Here is a 17,309-nt window from a genome sequence, read left to right as displayed (position 1 = left end):
GTGATCTGCCTTCATGACTGCGTGAAATAACGCTCTTTCTCGTTAAAACCAACCTGTGCCATCACAGGGACATCAAACTCTTTCTCAAGATCTTCCACGCAACGTACTTTCCGGCGGCGAAGTTCGAGCAAGAATGAAAGACTCAGACTGAACATCAGCCCGGCAATGAGCCCAAATATCAAATTGTTTTTTAATAATGGCTTTGACGCCTTCTCCGGTATTTCTGCCCAGCGCATTACCGAAGCATTTGCAATGGCGACATTACTTGTCATTAGCAATTCATCGAATTTCTGAATTGCGGCGTTGTACACTTTTTGTACAGAATCAAGCTGGCGCTGATAGGAATTAATGACATTCCTGTGTTTTTTATTATCAAAAGTCTTCTTTTGATAAGCTGCAAGCTCATTCTCAATTTCTTTTTCCTGCTGACGCAAACGACTTTCAGAAGAATTCAGGGATGCAATGGCCGTGGAAGATTCACGCTGAAGCTTATCTACCAGATTCTGGCGCTCATCCTGTAATGCAATAAATTTAGGGTGCTTAGGGCCCAGCGTAGTTTTGGCATTTGCGATTTGCGCATCCAGTGCTGTCAATGCTGCTTTAATACCGGAAATATGTCCCACACCAGCCACTTCCGGCAAGTCAGACCCTGGATTACCCTGTCGGATCAACTGTTCAAACGTCTGACGTTTTGACTGCGCTTCAACCCTGGCCATTTGCAACTCGATTAAGCGTGCGCTCAGTGCGCCCATTTGCTTGGACTCGAGATCTGCACGTTCATCAACATCAACAATCTGATACTCTTCCTGATATGCCGTCAGCTTTTTCTGAATATCGTCGATTTGTTTTGACAATGTCTCAAGCTGCGCGTTGTACTGATCTTTACGTGCCCTGGCAGGCGCATTCATCATTTCGAGTGACAAATCGATATATGCCCTGATTGCTGCATTCACAACATCCCGCGCTGTTTGCGGATTGCCTGATGAATATAAAATTTCAATTACGCGACTATTTTTCCTCGGCGCAACATCGATATTCTTTGCTACCGCTTCAGCCATATCACGCAAAGCACGCTGGCTGCCGTATTTTTCAGTCAGCTTACGCGCTTCAATTGTGTCCATCAGTCCAAGATCGCGAATAACCCGCTTTGCAACCTGAACGCTCTTGATCACATCAAACTGCGTCTGCAGATAGCTTTCATCCTGCATAGGATGAAACTGTTTTCCTGCAATCGGATCGTTAACGCGGTAGTCAATGAAAATGTCCGCGCTCGCCTGATACGTTTTCGGCAGCATCACAGTGACACCACCGGCCAGAAACACAGAGCCCGCGGTTACCGTTGCCATTAATGTGCGGCGTGCTTTCAGCATTGCGCCTATCTGAACGAAAGACAGCACAAAATCAGCTGGAGATCTTTGCATGCTGATCCTCAGAAAATACGTTCATTGACGAATACAACGTCTCCGGGCAAAACAATATCCCGGATGCTGGCCGAAATCTCTTGAATTTCACCCTTATCATTTTTCCGCAAAATACGTATCCGGGAAGATGATCCCCGTTCACTCACACCGCCGCCAATTGCAAGAACACGCATCACATTCAGATCTTCTTCAACCGGATACATGCCAGGCTTCCGGACTTCGCCATAAACGTAAAAGTTCTTTTGCTGACCAACGACAATCACGTCATTCGGACGAATCCGCTGCATCAGGCGTTCTGCATTTTTACTGTCATCAAAATTCAGACTCAGCGTTTCAACGCTGCCTTCAGCGTCTGTATCGTGATGTTTACGGAGAATACGAATTTGCTTATCTGCTCGCTGAGTAAAGCCACCTGCAATACTGATCGCGTCAAGCAGAGATATCTGCCCCTGAATCGGGAACTTACCCGGACGACTGACTTCCCCCATCACGGAGAATGCCCGACTGACTTGCTGCCCGATACGGGCGGCGACTTTTGGATTCAGTAAGTACTGCCCCTGTTCAAGCTTTCGGGCGTACATTTGTGCGATTTCGATTGCTGACTTCCCTTTCACTTCCAGGGTACCGATCAAAGGAAGCGTAATCAGTCCGGAGCTGCCAACCACCACATCGGCACTCAGGTCAGGCTGACCAAATACGGTAATCAGAATCTGGTCACCCTCTCCGGCAAAATCCGTCACAGTTTCAGTGGATTCTTCGTTACTGAGATTTTGCAGCGCAGCTTTCATCGGGCTATTCACCTCAGCAACTACTGCAGGCATGACGGGTAAATCAGACTGGACTGGCGCAGTCAGCCAATAATCCAGCTTCAATCGAAGCGGTTCAGTCTCTTGTGCAAGCGTGTTACCTGACAGACCGAATGCTGCGCCGGCAGCCATTCCCAACCTGAGAAAGCGTCGCCATGAAGATGCAGACTTAAGTAACACAGGATTCATTGAAGAAAGCGAAGGCAAGTAGAACAAATATTTTATCGTGGCGGGTTAGTTCAGAGCCAGCATTTTGTCATAAAAACAAAGTAAATCTGCAAATTTCGATGACGATATCGGCAGCTGACTAACAATAATTAACTGTTTGCAATTGTTACATATCCTAAGCTGAGATAACATTGTAAAAAAGAAAAATCCTAAGCCCCGCCACTATTTATGTCTGATCAGACTTCCATGCAAAATCCATCTTTAACTGTTGTTCCGCTTGCGATTGTGGCTCCGGTACGCGATGAAGCAAAGCTGATTCGCCTGACGCTGGACTCTCTTGTCCGGCAAACCGTTCAACCAGTTGAGTGTCTTTTTGTAGATGACGGTTCGACGGACGATACCTATGACATCATTCAGTCGTATTCTGCACAATATCCTTTTATCCGCGTTGTAAAACGGGGAGACCGTGGCTTCCGCAAAGTTGGCGGTGGTGTCGTTGCAGCTTTTAAGTTTGGTGTCAGTCAGATTCAGCATCAGGAATACGCCTATATCGCGAAGCTGGATGGCGATATGTCGTTCGGCCCGAAATATCTCGAAAAGATGTTTGCGCAATTTTCCGGCAACCCTCGGCTGGCCTGTGTTTCAGGCAAAGTGTTTCGCCCGGAAGGCGATGAACTGATCGAAGAGCAGATCATTGACGAGCACGTCGCTGGTCAGTTCAAACTTTACCGGCGCGAAGCCTTTGAAGAAATTGGCGGATTCGTTGAGGAAGTGATGTGGGACGGAATTGATGTTCACATGTCGCGAATGAAGGGTTGGGAGACTAAAAGCTTTTACGACAAAGATGCTGTTCTGCACCACCACCGGCTAATGGGTTCTTCCGATAAAAATGTTTACAAAGGAAGATTGCGCTGGGGACGAGGAATCTGGTTCATGGGCTACCATCCATTGTATGCCATTGCGTCAGGCTGTTTTCGCATGCGTGAAAAACCATTCGTGATCGGTGGCCTGCTGATTATTGCAGGATATCTGGGTGCGGCATTCCGTTCTGATCCGCGATATAACTATCCGGGCTTTCGTCAGTATTTGCAAAACTGGCAGTTGGGCCAGTTGAAAAAATTGCTGTTGCGGCGCTAATCCGCTTCGAATCACGGGGCTGATTTCATAATGCTAGGTACAAGCCAATCACATCAATCTCTGGCCGGACAGATATTTTCTGTTCTGGTCGGCATTTCCCTGAGCAGCGTTGTTTGCGGCAATCTGTTTTTTATTATTCACTTTCTGGATAACACTGAAACCCGGATATTTGCAGCCAGTTTTCTGATTGCAGGTCTGACCAGTCTGATTGTATTTTCCAGTCACAGTTTACTGAACGCGCTGCAAAGCCGTCGTGCAATCACACTTTTTCCACGCCTCACCTGGCGCTGGCTGACTGTTTTCATGGTGGTATTGCTGACTGCTTATGCTGACAAAGCTGCCGAACAGTTATCGCGTAAGGTCATGCTGATCTGGCTGGGCAGTACACCTTTCGCACTGTTTTTATGCGCACTTGCAATCCGCTACGCTGCTAAAGTCTATTACTCCAACCCTGATAGCCGGCGCAAAGCAGTGATGATCTGGTCAAATTCGGCAACAGCAGACCTGACCACTGCACTGCGCAGCTCTCCGCTTGCGGCCATTGATCTGATTGGTTTTTTCGACAATCGCACAGAAACAAGACCGCATGCCGACCTCAAATGGATGGGGACACTGGAAGATGCTATTGAATGGCTGATTGATCCTGAAACCGGAAAAATGCGGGTGGACGTTGTTTTCGTCGGGCTGAATAACAATGAGCCACCGGAACTCGGTGAAGTCATTGAAATTCTGTTCGACAGTACAGTCACTACTTATTTTGTGCCGGAAGCACTTATTTTCGGCATGCCAGGAATTCAGCTGCGCGAACTGGCAGGAAGACCTGTACTCGCCTCCGTTGAACCGCCATTTTTTGGCCTCGCTGCATTACCAAAGCGCCTACTGGACTTTTTCGGTTCTCTGGTTGGCATTTTATTATTGTCGCCAGTCATGACTGCTGTAGCAATCGGCGTGAAGCTGAGTTCACCGGGTCCCGTCCTGTTCCGTCAGGTGCGCTATGGGATTGCCGGAAAACCCATCGGCGTCTATAAATTCCGTTCGATGCGGGTTGCGAGCCGCGATGCACCGGTAATTCAGGCGACGGTCAACGATCCCCGCGTTACTGCATTCGGCAGTTTCATTCGCCGCACTTCTCTGGATGAGTTGCCGCAATTATTCAATGTTTTGTCCGGCGATATGAGTCTGGTCGGTCCACGGCCGCATGCCGTGTCCCACAATGAGCTCTATCGTAAGCTAGTGAGTGGCTATATGTTCCGCCATAAAGTGAAACCCGGCATTACCGGCTGGGCTCAGGTAAACGGTTTGCGCGGTGAGACCGAAACACTGGAAAAGATGCAGAAACGCGTTGATTACGATTTGTACTATGTACAGCACTGGTCGTTCTGGCTGGATATTGTGATCATCTGGCGTACCATCAAAGTGCTGTTTGGCGACAAAAACGCTTACTGACAAATTCAACACGAATAAAAACGGCGGACAGCTTACGATGTCCGCCGTTTTTTGATTGCAAATCAGCGCAGACGTTTTTTCAGGGACCGCAGTTGTTCACCGAAAGCGGAGGATTTGAATTGCTCACGCCCTTTCCAGAATGCTCTCAGCAACCCGCCACGCCACGCAGGCGCAGTCAGCACACCTTCGCTGAGTGAGATGTGACCCGTTGAAAATCGTTGCTTATACGCCTGCTCTCCCCTGCCCAGATCAATCATGCCTAAGCCTTGCTGTGCTGCAGCTTCAGCACAGCGTGCCAGCAAGATCAGCCCCGGTGAGTATTCTGAATAACGAGTGTCATACCATGGGAACCAGTAGTGCAAAGTGTGCGCAGAACGGATTCCGAAATGTGCGGCGATCATCACATCACCGGCGTAAAGCCCGGACAATACGCCGGCAAACAGAGGGGCCTGTGCTGAATGCAGCATTTCCATGCTCTGACGAATCCACGCGGTTTGGAAAATATCGGCCTGCGGCCCGAGAGTACGGACAAACTGGTCAGATTTTCCGGCAAGCAGCGCCTGCAAGTCGCTGACGGATGCACTGTGCCAGACGAACCTGACGGGCCCGATCTTATTACCCAGCTTGCGAACACTGGTTTCAATTTTCTTAAATAAGCCAGCTTCCCTGCCCGTCTGCAACCTCTGCTGATAGGCAGCATAACCACCACTCAGATTCATTGTCAGACTGCGCGAAGTTTTCCATGTGAACGGTGCGAACTCACTGAATGCCGTCGGGACGTGATTAAAATCTAATCGTGAACTCTCTGCTGCGCGTAATCCTTTCGTGCAATCCGGCTCACAAACGCCATTTCTGATCCAGCCCTGATAATCAGTCAGCCCCTCGCCAACAACAGTGGTTTTTCCATTGTTCTGATGAAAAGGCAGAATGCCAGTAATACTGCCGTTCTGTTCCGCCAGCAGCAGGTACACGTCCTTACGGACGCTGGCCATCACCTGCGTATAGGCGGGATGGTAATAAGGACTTTGATACAGCGGATCAGATTGCAGCAAGACCAGCCATTGAGCGATCACAGCCTGATCAAGTTCACTGCTGTGGATTCGTGTGTATTTCATTGCTGTCCTGCGACTTTACAAAATAATCATGCAAATTGATCAGCAAACCGGATTCGATACGCTGTTCGATGAAAGCGGAAAAATGACTGCCGTGCATAGGTTCATAGACAAATAAACGGTACACATCTGCCATATTGAGTTCTTTCGGATTGCGCGTCAGCATCCAGAACTCCTGTGGCCCTTCCGATAATTTCAGCCACGCTGCAGCACTGGCTGCAGAAACTTCCGGCACGACCCTTGCCACCCATTTCTTTTCAGCCATCCGTTCCAGCAGATTTTCAATTTCATCCAGACCAAAGCGGGTAGCAGCCCTCAACTGCATCAGACTCATCATTGCTTGCTGATCCTGCTCTCGCGCACGCACCAGCAAGCCCAGCAATTGCATTGCGTCATCGAATTCGCTGCCGGGTGCAGGAACATGCCACCAGCGTTCAAAGCGTACCACCGGCAGTGACGCCGCGATCACCGCGCCTATCAGTGTGATCATCCACGAAAGGTAAATCCAGACCAGAAAAATCGGAATCGCCGCCAGCGCTCCGTACACCATGGTGTAGGTCGGAAAGTGCGTAACGAATAAAGCAAAGCCGCGCTTAGCGATTTCAAATGCGCACGATGCCACAAAACCACCCCAGGCCGCATCACGCCAGTCCACACTGCGATTCGGTACGGTGGTGTACAGCAAGGTGTATGCGCCCATCGTGAACAGGATGGAAATGGCGGTGTACGCGACGCCGCCGATAAACGGCAGTGTTCCGACCACGCCGCTTGTTGCAGTAAACAAATAAGAAGTTACCGAGATCGACGCGCCGATCAGCAACGGCCCCAGCGTCACAATGGCCCAGTACACCAGCAGACTCTGAAAGAAAGGACGAGGACGTTTCACCTGCCAGATCTGGTTAAAGGCTTTATCAATCATTGCCATGGTGGCAATGGCGGTGAACATCAGCATCACACCACTGACCGCGGACAAGCGTGTTGCCTTCGTTGCGAACTGCGTTAAATAGCCGAGAATCGTATTCGCAAATGCCTTTGGCATCAGGTTTTGTACAAAATACGCTTCCAGCGATGTGCGGAAGGTATTAAACAGAGGAAACGCAGTGAAGATCGCCAGCGCAACGGTGATAATCGGTACGATTGCCAGCACAGATGTCATGGTGAGACTGCCTGCCACCTGCGTCAGCCTGCCTTCGCGCAGCCGGCGTAATCCGAACTTCAGTAAGTTTTGAGTTTGTCGCCAGCTAATCAAGCGCATCATATTCTTTTTCATTCATACACTGCGCTATTTTAATAAGTTTCGTAGCTAAAGGCTCATATAATACGCGCCATGAATACGATCTCTATCCTCATTCTCTATTATTCACGTCATGGCGCAACACATGCACTGGCAGAACTGATTGCGCAGGGCGTGGAAAGTGTCGCCGGATGTGAAGCACGTCTTCGTACCGTTCCACCCGTATCTGCGAATTGTGAAGCGACTGCGCCTGCGATTCCGGATGACGGGCCACCTTACGTCGAAGTGGAAGATTTACGCGAATGTGCTGCGCTGGCACTTGGTTCACCGACACGTTTTGGCAATATGGCAGCACCGCTGAAATATTTTCTTGATTCGACCAGTGCCGAATGGCTGTCAGGATCGCTGGCGGGCAAACCGGCTTGTGTATTCACCTCTACCGGCAGCATGCACGGCGGTCAGGAATCCACCTTACTGAGTATGATGCTGCCGCTGATGCATCACGGCATGATGATCCTTGGTATTCCTTATTCGGAACCGGATCTGATGCTGACGTCCAGCGGTGGCTCACCTTACGGTGCAACCCATTGGTCTGGCCTGGACGGCAAGCAAAAAATCACCGAAGAAACCCGCAAACTGGCAATTGCCGTCGGTAAGCGTCTGGCAAGTACTGCGCTTGCGCTCGAACGGGGTCGCACATGATACTGTCGCCTAAGCAAATTCGCGGACATCAGCTGGCGCTGGTTAGCTGGATTCTGCTGATCCTTTTGTGCATCGTCTGGGAAATGTGGCTTGCCCCGTTACGCACGGGCGGCTCCTGGCTTGCACTGAAGGCACTGCCATTACTGTTTCTGGCGAAGGGCATGCTCAGAAAAGATAATTACACCCTGCAATGGGGCTCAATGCTGGTGTGGTTGTATTTTACCGAAGGCATAGTGCGCGGCTTCAGTGATACAAATCAGCTGTCCGCGTGGCTGGCAATCACGGAACTGGCCTTATCACTGAGTTTATTTACCGGCATCGCGGTCTATCTGTATCCCATGAAAAAAGCTGCTAAACGTGCGAAAAAAGCGGCTTCCGTGCCTGCGGAGTAAGAAATGCTGTCTGCACCACATCTGTCTGTTGCTGATTTTCTGCATGCCTGCAAAGCGATCACCGGTGAGCAATATGTTTTGTCGGCTGCCGAAGACAAGCAAGTCTTTGAGTCTGAATGGCGTGGCCGTATGCGCGGCGATGCGCTGGCGGTTGTTTTACCCTCCGATACAGCGCAAGTCGCCGCCATCGTCAAATTATGTCGCAAGGCAAACATTGCGATTGTTCCGCAAGGCGGTAACACCGGACTGGTGCTTGGCAGCATTCCAACCGCACCACAAACTGCGATTATTTTATCGACACGCAGACTGAACCGTATTCGTGCAGTTGATGCCGACAGCAATACCATGATTGCGGAAGCCGGCTGCACGCTGGCAGCGGTACAACAAGCTGCAACGGATGTTGACCGATTATTTCCGCTGTCGCTGGCATCGGAAGGCAGTTGCACGATAGGCGGCAATCTGTCCACCAATGCCGGTGGCACTGCTGTTTTACGTTATGGCAATACACGCGATCTTTGTCTGGGACTGGAAGTCGTCACGGCTGACGGTGAGGTCATCTCGCAGTTACACGGCCTGCGCAAAGACAACACCGGCTACGACCTGAAACAATGGTTCATCGGTGCGGAAGGGACGCTGGGCATTATCACTGCAGCGGTGCTGAAGCTGCATCCGCAACCGCGCACACGCTGCACTGCATTACTGGCTGTCAGCTCGCCGGAAAATGCACTGCAAATTTTGCGACTCGCCGGCACGTGCTTCGGGCCTGCGCTCACGACGTTTGAACTGATTTCCGGCGTTTGTACCGAACTGGTACTGCAACATATTCCGGGAACCAGGCAAGTTTTCCCGCAGCAGCATCCCTACCAGATATTGCTGGAAGTGTCTGATTTTCATCCGGCCAGTCACACGCTCGCATTATGGGAAAACTTCGAGCAGGAATTAATGCAGGCTGACCTGATACTCGACGGTGCGTTAGCCGGTTCGGTGGCGCAGGCCAACGATTTCTGGAAGCTGCGCGAATCGATTTCCGAAGCGCAGGCAAAAGCTGGGCGCAATCTGAAGCATGATATTTCTGTTCCTGTGGGACGCATCCCCGCATTTATTGCGGAAACAGGCGCCCTACTCGCTGCAGCCTGTCCGGGAGCGCAAGTCGTGTGCTTCGGGCATATGGGCGATGGCAATCTTCACTTCAACGTCAATACCCAGCAAGTCGACCGTCAGGTAAATCCGGAGGCACTGGATGATACTGCCGTCAGTCGGCTCATTCATGATCAGGTTCACCGGTTTGGCGGATCATTCTCCGCCGAGCATGGTGTCGGCGCGATGAAGCGTGACGATATGCTGCGCTATAAGTCTGAAACTGAGCTTTCAATGATGCGTGCAGTCAAGCAAGCCTTAGACCCCGCTGGTATCATGAATCCGGGCAAAATCTTGTAATTCAATAAAGTTTCCATGAAAGTACACTCCCTGTTATCGCATAGTCTGGCACTCAGCTTATTGTTTGCGCTGCCGCCCCTGTCTGCACAAGCCGATATCATGCGCTGTGAAAAAAACGGACAAGTGATCTATCAGCACGATGCCTGCCCGAAAGGAACGAATTCGCTGGGCCAGCTGAAGCCCTTGCCTGCACCATCCGAAAAGCAAAAGAAAGAAGCGCGCCGGCACGCAGATCAGGACAAAAAACAGGCTGACCAGATGCGCGGTCAGCGTTTGAAACGCGAAGAGAAAAGTGAACGTGAAGCTAAACGTGCGATTGCCAGCTCCGAAAAAGCCCGCGTTTTATGCGATAAAGCGAAGCTGCGCGTAAAGTGGGCTGAAGAAGATGCCCGTGGTGCAGGACCGAAACAGGAAAATAAGGCGCGCCAGAAACTGCGTCGCGAGAAAGAAAAAGCTGAGCTCAGCTGCAAAAATTCACGCTGATTCCCACTTACTTGCGTGCACCGGCTGCATCCACATCAAGCCGCCGTTCGTATCCCTGAAATATATTATCAGCTGGCGCATAATCATTCTGTCTTTATCAAGAATGGAATTCTTATGCAAAGCCAGCTGTTTTCGCCTTTTCAAATTGGTCAATTAACCCTGCCAAACCGGATTGTAATCGCCCCGATGTGCCAGTACTCGGCGCAGGATGGCATGCCGTCGGACTGGCATCTGATGCATCTGGGTGCGATGTCGCATTCCGGCGCCGGTCTGCTGATCCTCGAAGCCACTGCCGTCGAAGCCCGCGGCCGCATTTCTCCGCTTGATCTGGGTATCTGGTCGGATGCTCACCGTGATGCGCTAAAAGATCTGGTGCAGCGTCTGCGCCAGTACTCTTCCATGCCGCTGGCGATTCAGCTTGCCCATGCAGGCCGCAAAGCCTCAAGCGCGGCGCCGTGGAATGGTGGCCAGTTACTCAGCGCCGAACAAGGTGGCTGGCAAACTGTGGCACCTTCGGCGATTCCGCACTACGCGCACGATGCCGCTCCAGATGCACTGACGCTGGACGACATTCAGGAAGTCCGCCAGGCATTTACGCAAGGTGCACGCCGCGCACTGGAAGCCGGTTTCGACAGCATAGAACTGCACGCGGCGCACGGCTACCTGCTGCATCAGTTCATGTCGCCGTTATCGAACCAGCGCACAGATCAGTACGGCGGCAGTCTGGAAAACCGTCTGCGCTTAACACTGGAAATTTTCGATGATATGAAGCAGGTGCTGCCAGCAAACTACCCGCTGGGTATTCGCATTTCCGCCAGTGACTGGGCCGAAGGCGGCTGGGATCTGGACAGTAGTCTGGCGCTGACCCGTGAACTGGAAAAACGCGGATGTGCTTTCATTCACGTCTCCAGTGGCGGACTGGCTGCGCATCAGAACATCCCGCTGGAGCCGGGTTATCAGGTACCGTTTGCCAAAGCGATCAAAGCCATCACGACGATGCCGGTGATTGCAGTCGGTCTGATTACCGAAGCTAAGCAGGCGGAACAAATTCTGCAGGAGCAGGAAGCCGATCTGATCGGTGTAGCCCGTGTGATGTTATACAACCCACACTGGCCATGGCACGCAGCGGCTGAACTGGGTGCAGGAATCCATGCGCCACGCCAGTACTGGCGCTCGCAGCCACGGGAAGTCAAAAACCTGTTTATCGGCATGTAAGTAAAAAACACTGAGCCTGATCCGGCTACAGGGTCAGGCTCAGGACCGTCGTCGTCATCAGAAACTACCTGAAAGTGCTCCGCAGCACCCGAAACTGCCTGAAATGCGCAGTTCAGCATAGCGATCTGACGGTCGTCGGCAGAAAGTCCGGCTCTCCGGAAATCACGAATGCGGATTTTCGCACAATGCCTGACCGTCATCCGCGATAACCGGCGCGACGTCCCTACCCGCCTGCGTTTGCAATACTGTCATAAAGAAAAACGGCCATCTTTGCTGATGGCCGCTTGCTGTTTGCTGTTTGCTGTTTGCTGTTTGCTGTTTGGGATGATGACTGGTAAGGAACAATGTGTCCAGCGCATCGAGGTTAGCATTACTGCGCTTTACCGTTCTGCTTCAGCACTTGCATTGCGCTTGCCAGCAGACTGCTCATGTCACCAAAATTGCCGGGAACGATCAGACTGTTATTGGTTTTGGCCAGTTTACCGAAGGCTTCTACATATTGTTCCGCGACTTTCAGATTCATCGCATCGCTGCCGCCTGGTTGCTGAATCGCGGATGCTGTGACGCGCAAAGCTTCGGCACTGGCCTGAGCAATCGCCAGAATCGCAGCCGCTTCACCTTCTGCACGGTTAATTGCAGCCTGCTTATCACCTTCAGACTTGGCAATCGCTGCTTCGCGCTCACCGCTCGCCAGATTGATCTGCTCCTGCTTACGACCTTCGGAAGCAGCAATCAGCGCGCGCTTTTCACGTTCGGCAGTGATCTGCGCCTGCATTGCGTGCAGAATTTCTTTCGGTGGTGTTAAGTCTTTGATTTCATAGCGCAAAACCTTCACACCCCAGTTCGCCGCCGACTCATCAATTGCATTCACCACGGTCGTGTTGATGTGGTCACGTTCCTCGAAGGTTTTATCCAGCTCCATCCGGCCAACGATAGAACGCAGGGTTGTCTGCGCCAGTTGCGTGATCGCGGCGATATAGTTGGAGGAACCGTAAGACGCCCGCATCGGGTCCGTCACCTGAAAATACAGAATACCGTCAACCTGCAGCTGGGTATTGTCTTTGGTGATACAGACCTGCGGCGGCACATCCAGCGGAATTTCCTTCAGCACGTGTTTATAGGCGATACGATCAATAAACGGCACGACAATATTCAGTCCCGGCCCCAGCGTGGAATGGTATTTACCCAGCCGCTCTACGACCCAGGCATGTTGCTGAGGAACGACATTCACTGTTTTCATTGCAAACACGATCACAACAAACAACAGGATCAGCGCAACTATCCCAAAACCTTCCATGAAAACCTCCGTATAACGATTGTTAGGCCCTGATTACGAACGGACGACCAGGGTATTACCACGCACTTCTTCAATCAGAAAATTGCCTGCCACCGGATGTCCGGCCAAAAGTTCGACATCCCACTGGCATCCGCGATGGCTGGCACGGGTGACAAAGCGACCATTACCGATATCGCGCCATTCATCGACACGGATTACCTGTCCGATATCCAGCGAGTTTTCGTTATCCGCCGATGTTGCCTTGCTCTGCGGCCGGATTTTATTCAGCATGGTGACGGCAGAAGCAGCGACAAACGCGGATACGATGATCTGCGGCGCCAGTCCGGCACCCGCATACGCAGCAATACCCCCCGCAACAAAGCCGATTGCGACCATCAGTAAATAAAATGTACCGGTCAGTATTTCTGCAATCAGCAGAATGCCGGTCAGTACGCCCCACCACATCCAGTCAGCCATGATTTTCTCCTTGTCGAAGTCTTACCATTCTTGGTTATTGTGTACATTTCTGCACCGGTAATTTTGATCCTATTTCACCTGCATTGCTTACGCGCATAAAAAAAGAGGCCCTTACGAGCCTCTTTTCTGTTCAACTTTACAACAAATCACTTCGCTGCCAGTTTTTTCCATGTTTCCACAACGGAATCCGGATTCAGAGAAATCGATTCTATGCCTTCCTGCATCAGCCACTCTGCGAAATCTGGGTGATCCGAAGGACCCTGACCGCAAATACCGACATATTTACCCGCTGCACGGCAGGCCGCAATCGCTTTCGATAACAGTGCGCGTACTGCAGGGTCACGCTCATCAAAGTCAGCTGCCAGCAATTCCATACCGGAATCACGATCCAGACCCAGCGTCAGTTGCGTCAGATCGTTAGAACCGATAGAGAAACCATCGAAGTATTCGAGGAACTGTTCAGCCAGAATCGCATTCGATGGTACTTCGCACATCATAATGACGCGCAGACCATTTTCGCCGCGTTTCAGGCCATTTTTTGCCAGCAGATCGATGACGCGTGCTGCTTGTGGCAGTGTACGTACAAACGGCACCATCAGCTCAACATTGGTCAGGCCCATTTCGTCACGGACGCGGCGCATTGCCTGGCATTCCATTTCAAATGCAGCGCCGAAGTCTTGCGCGATGTAACGCGCTGCGCCACGGAAGCCCAGCATCGGATTCTCTTCATCCGGTTCATAACGGGAACCGCCGATGAGTTTTTTGTACTCATTGGATTTGAAGTCAGACAAACGCACGATGACTTTTTTCGGCCAGAACGCAGCAGCAATCGTTGCAACGCCTTCTGCCAGTTTGTCGACGTAGAATGCTTTCGGCGAAGCATGACCACGCGCTACCGACTCAACCGCTTTTTTCAGCGCAGGGTCGATGTTCGGGTATTCCAGAATCGCTTTCGGATGAACACCAATATTGTTATTGATGATGAATTCCAGACGTGCCAGACCAACACCTTGATTCGGTACCGACTGGAAGTCAAAAGCCAGTTGCGGATTGCCAACGTTCAGCATGATTTTGACCGGCAGTTCAGGCAGTTCACCGCGAACTTCTTCGGTGATTTCTGTTTCCAGCAAACCGTCGTAAATCTTACCTTCGTCGCCCTCTGCACAGGACACAGTCACCAGTGTGCCGTCTTTAAGTGCTTCAGTTGCATCACCGCAACCCACCACAGCCGGAACACCCAGTTCACGCGCAATAATCGCCGCATGGCAGGTACGGCCACCACGGTTAGTTACAATCGCGGAAGCGCGTTTCATGACGGGTTCCCAGTTCGGGTCTGTCATATCGGCAACCAGTACGTCGCCCGGTTGTACGCGTTCCATTTCGGATGGGTCATTAATCACGCGGACAGGGCCTGCGCCGATTTTCTGGCCAATCGCACGACCGGAAGTCAGCACTGTACCGCTGCCTTTCAGACGGAATTTTTGCTGCGCATCATGCGCTTTTTCCTGCGACTTCACAGTTTCAGGACGAGCCTGCAGAATGTACAGTTTGCCGTCGCGGCCATCTTTACCCCACTCGATATCCATAGGACGACCGTAGTGCTTCTCGATGATCACGGCATATTTCGCCAGTTCAACGATTTCACGGTCTTCCAGCGAATAGCGGTTACGCAGTTCGATTGGTACATCCACAGTTTTCACCGAACGGCCAGCTTTGGCTTCGCCGGTGAATTCCATTTTGATCAGTTTGGAACCGATATTTTTGCGGATCACCGGCAGCTTGCCCAGTTCCAGCATTGGTTTGTGTACATAGAATTCGTCAGGATTAACCGCCCCCTGCACCACGGTTTCACCCAGACCATAACTGGAAGTGATGAAGACCACGTCTTTGAAACCGGATTCTGTATCGATGGTGAACATCACGCCGGCAGCGCCGGTATCAGAACGCACCATGCGCTGAATACCAGCGGACAGCGCAACTTCCGAGTGCGTAAAGCCTTTGTGAACACGGTAAGAAATCGCGCGATCGTTATACAGCGAAGCGAATACGTGTTTGATAGCTTCCAGCACGTTTTCAATACCGACCACGTTCAGGAAAGTTTCCTGCTGACCTGCAAAGGAGGCGTCCGGCAAGTCTTCCGCAGTCGCAGAAGAACGTACCGCAAACGACACTTCGCTTTCAGAGTCAGCTACCAGACGGTGATAAAACGCTTCGATCTCCGCCAGCAAACGTGGCTGGAATGGCGTTTCCACGATCCATTCGCGGATTTCCGCACCGGCTTTCGCCAGTTCTTTGACATCATCGATATCCAGCGATGCCAGACGTTGTTCGATTTTTGTTGCCAGAGAGCTTTCGCCGTCTTTGCTGTATTCCAAGAAGTCACGGAAAGCTTGCGCTGTGGTGGCAAAGCCACCCGGGACGCGGACGCCGGCAGTTGCCAGCTGGCTGATCATTTCACCCAGCGAAGCATTTTTACCGCCAACCGACTCCACATCGGTCATCCTTAACTCTTCAAACGAAGCAACGTACACGGCTTCTTTTACTGCGTCAGACATAACAACCCCATTTTGATGATAAGAAATCTGTCGCAGCGCGATTTACATCATGCACCCGGAATATTTTTATTCTTCTTTGCACGGGGAACGATAAAATGCACTACTGTTGCTCCATTTTACATGCTGTACTGCAAAATTGATCTAGCCTAGAAAATATATTCGAGTAATTGTTTTCACCGAACACTTTCATTATTTTTGACCTGATTCTGTATGAACTCATCCGCTAACAGCACAATGCCCATCGCCAACCGTACCGTGTTTTTCGTTTCTGACGGTACCGGTATCACAGCGGAAACTTTTGGCCACTCAGTACTGACCCAGTTTGATATGAAATTCAAACAAGTGCGCCTGCCTTTCATCGATACGCTGGATAAGGCACACGAAGCGGTGCGCAAGATCAATGAAGCCTTTGAAAAAGAAGGCGCCCGCCCTATCGTCTTTTCCACACTGGTCAAAACCGATCTGGCAAAAGTGATTTTTGCCTCCAAAGGCATGCATATGGATTTGATCCAGACTTTTGTTTCCCCGCTGGAACAGGAACTGGGCGTGAAATCCACCCATACCATCGGTCGCAGTCACAATGTTGCAGACACGGAAGAATATAAAAACCGTATCGAAGCAATCAATTTTTCGCTGGCGCATGATGATGGTCAGTCCGACAAAAATCTGTCGACTGCCGATGTGATTCTGGTCGGCGTTTCGCGTAGTGGTAAAACACCAACAAGCCTGTATCTGGCGATGCAATACGGCATTAAAGCCGCCAATTACCCGCTGATTCCGGAAGATTTCGAACGCGGCAAGTTGCCATCCTGCCTTCCGGCTTATAAACACAAGTTATTCGGTCTGAGTATTTTGCCGGAGCGCTTATCGGAAATCCGTAACGAACGCCGCCCTGGCAGCAAATATGCGTCACTGGAAAACTGCCGTTACGAAGTCAACGAAGCGGAAGCACTGATGCGTAAAGAAGGCATACGCTGGCTGTCATCGACGGCAAAGTCGATAGAAGAGATTTCAACGACTATCCTGCAGGAAATTAAAGCTGACGTCCGCATCTACTGATGCGCTGCTAAAGGCAAGTGTTGCCTGTAGCAAAATCTGAGAGACAAAAAAGCACCGGTATCCAGAAAGGAACCGGTGCTTTTTTGTTTTGCCGGAAAACATCAGCCAGCCTTACCTGAGATAAAAATTCCGGCGAATGAAACGATCTTGCCGGATAAGTCAGCTTAACCGCCCGAAACAGCGCTTCAAAGGCCTGAAAATGCCTCAAATGCGGATTCTGGCACAGCAATCTGGCGGTCGTCGGCAGAAAGTCCTGCTCTCACAAAATGCCAAATGACGATATTTGCACAATCTGTCATTCAGCACTCGGAACAAATCGCCGCTGACTCTATGCGTTCGCGGACGCTAACAGCTCCACCGAACTGCGATAACAGTACAGCGAGCAGCTT

At 51.1% G+C, this 17,309-nt stretch carries 15 protein-coding genes; 8 read left to right on the top strand and 7 right to left on the bottom strand.

The window, feature by feature from the left end; all coding sequences use genetic code 11:
* Positions 1 to 11: 11 nt before the first annotated feature.
* Together KDM89_RS07520 and KDM89_RS07515 are read right to left on the bottom strand one after the other, a co-directional pair.
* Positions 12 to 1,421, bottom strand: a complete 1,410-nt coding sequence (locus KDM89_RS07520) for a GumC family protein (RefSeq protein ID WP_212687331.1) — start codon at positions 1,419 to 1,421, stop codon at positions 12 to 14.
* Between the two features lie 8 nt (positions 1,422 to 1,429).
* Positions 1,430 to 2,407 carry an SLBB domain-containing protein gene (locus tag KDM89_RS07515; RefSeq protein WP_212687330.1) on the bottom strand — a complete coding sequence of 326 codons (978 nt, stop codon included), beginning with the start codon at positions 2,405 to 2,407 and terminating at the stop codon, positions 1,430 to 1,432.
* A gap of 234 nt (positions 2,408 to 2,641) precedes the next feature.
* Here KDM89_RS07515 and KDM89_RS07510 point away from each other — a divergent pair, with 234 nt between their 5' ends.
* Together KDM89_RS07510 and KDM89_RS07505 are read left to right on the top strand one after the other, a co-directional pair.
* Entirely contained in the window at positions 2,642 to 3,532 is an 891-nt protein-coding gene (locus tag KDM89_RS07510; protein ID WP_230427731.1) for a glycosyltransferase family 2 protein, read from the top strand.
* A 30-nt stretch (positions 3,533 to 3,562) separates the two neighbouring features.
* A complete protein-coding gene (locus KDM89_RS07505) occupies positions 3,563 to 4,978 on the top strand; it encodes an undecaprenyl-phosphate glucose phosphotransferase (RefSeq protein WP_212687328.1) in 1,416 nt (471 codons plus the stop codon).
* Between the two features lie 62 nt (positions 4,979 to 5,040).
* On the opposite strand, the gene KDM89_RS07500 is transcribed toward KDM89_RS07505, so the two are convergent.
* Together KDM89_RS07500 and KDM89_RS07495 are read right to left on the bottom strand one after the other, a co-directional pair.
* Positions 5,041 to 6,093, bottom strand: a complete 1,053-nt coding sequence (locus KDM89_RS07500) for a GNAT family N-acetyltransferase (protein ID WP_212687327.1) — start codon at positions 6,091 to 6,093, stop codon at positions 5,041 to 5,043.
* Entirely contained in the window at positions 6,065 to 7,348 is a 1,284-nt protein-coding gene (locus KDM89_RS07495; RefSeq protein WP_230427730.1) for a YihY family inner membrane protein, read from the bottom strand. Before KDM89_RS07495 ends, KDM89_RS07500 begins: the two co-directional genes overlap by 29 nt.
* Positions 7,349 to 7,417: 69 nt before the next feature.
* Here KDM89_RS07495 and wrbA point away from each other — a divergent pair, with 69 nt between their 5' ends.
* The 5 genes from wrbA to KDM89_RS07470 all read left to right on the top strand — a co-directional run bounded on the left by wrbA (position 7,418) and on the right by KDM89_RS07470 (position 11,553).
* A complete protein-coding gene (gene wrbA, locus KDM89_RS07490) occupies positions 7,418 to 8,026 on the top strand; it encodes an NAD(P)H:quinone oxidoreductase (RefSeq protein WP_212687325.1) in 609 nt (202 codons plus the stop codon).
* Positions 8,023 to 8,418, top strand: a complete 396-nt coding sequence (locus KDM89_RS07485) for a DUF2069 domain-containing protein (protein ID WP_212687324.1) — start codon at positions 8,023 to 8,025, stop codon at positions 8,416 to 8,418. Before wrbA ends, KDM89_RS07485 begins: the two co-directional genes overlap by 4 nt.
* Positions 8,419 to 8,421: 3 nt before the next feature.
* Entirely contained in the window at positions 8,422 to 9,855 is a 1,434-nt protein-coding gene (locus tag KDM89_RS07480) for an FAD-binding oxidoreductase (RefSeq protein WP_212687323.1), read from the top strand.
* Positions 9,856 to 9,870: 15 nt separating this feature from the next.
* Positions 9,871 to 10,338 carry a DUF4124 domain-containing protein gene (locus KDM89_RS07475; RefSeq protein ID WP_212687322.1) on the top strand — a complete coding sequence of 156 codons (468 nt, stop codon included), beginning with the start codon at positions 9,871 to 9,873 and terminating at the stop codon, positions 10,336 to 10,338.
* 114 nt (positions 10,339 to 10,452) lie between these two features.
* A complete protein-coding gene (locus tag KDM89_RS07470; protein WP_212687321.1) occupies positions 10,453 to 11,553 on the top strand; it encodes an NADH:flavin oxidoreductase/NADH oxidase in 1,101 nt (366 codons plus the stop codon).
* A 370-nt stretch (positions 11,554 to 11,923) separates the two neighbouring features.
* Here KDM89_RS07470 and KDM89_RS07465 read toward each other — a convergent pair whose 3' ends face one another.
* The 3 genes from KDM89_RS07465 to ppsA form a co-directional block, all read right to left on the bottom strand.
* Entirely contained in the window at positions 11,924 to 12,850 is a 927-nt protein-coding gene (locus tag KDM89_RS07465; RefSeq protein ID WP_212687320.1) for an SPFH domain-containing protein, read from the bottom strand.
* Between the two features lie 33 nt (positions 12,851 to 12,883).
* Complete coding sequence (locus KDM89_RS07460) at positions 12,884 to 13,306, bottom strand: NfeD family protein (RefSeq protein WP_212687319.1); 423 nt, start codon at positions 13,304 to 13,306, stop codon at positions 12,884 to 12,886.
* A gap of 146 nt (positions 13,307 to 13,452) precedes the next feature.
* Entirely contained in the window at positions 13,453 to 15,861 is a 2,409-nt protein-coding gene (gene ppsA / locus KDM89_RS07455; protein WP_212687318.1) for a phosphoenolpyruvate synthase, read from the bottom strand.
* 210 nt (positions 15,862 to 16,071) lie between these two features.
* On the opposite strand from ppsA, the gene ppsR reads away from it, so the two are divergent.
* Positions 16,072 to 16,920, top strand: coding sequence for a posphoenolpyruvate synthetase regulatory kinase/phosphorylase PpsR (ppsR, locus tag KDM89_RS07450; protein WP_212687317.1), 849 nt, complete (start codon positions 16,072 to 16,074; stop codon positions 16,918 to 16,920).
* The last annotated feature ends 389 nt before the right edge of the window (positions 16,921 to 17,309 follow it).

It is taken from the genome of Cognatundibacterium luofuense, assembly GCF_018139685.1.
In the GTDB taxonomy this organism is placed as follows: Bacteria; Pseudomonadota; Gammaproteobacteria; order Burkholderiales; family Burkholderiaceae_D; genus Undibacterium; species Undibacterium luofuense.
Note: the sequence above shows the minus strand (reverse complement) of the source record. Positions and strands in the feature narration are given on the sequence as shown.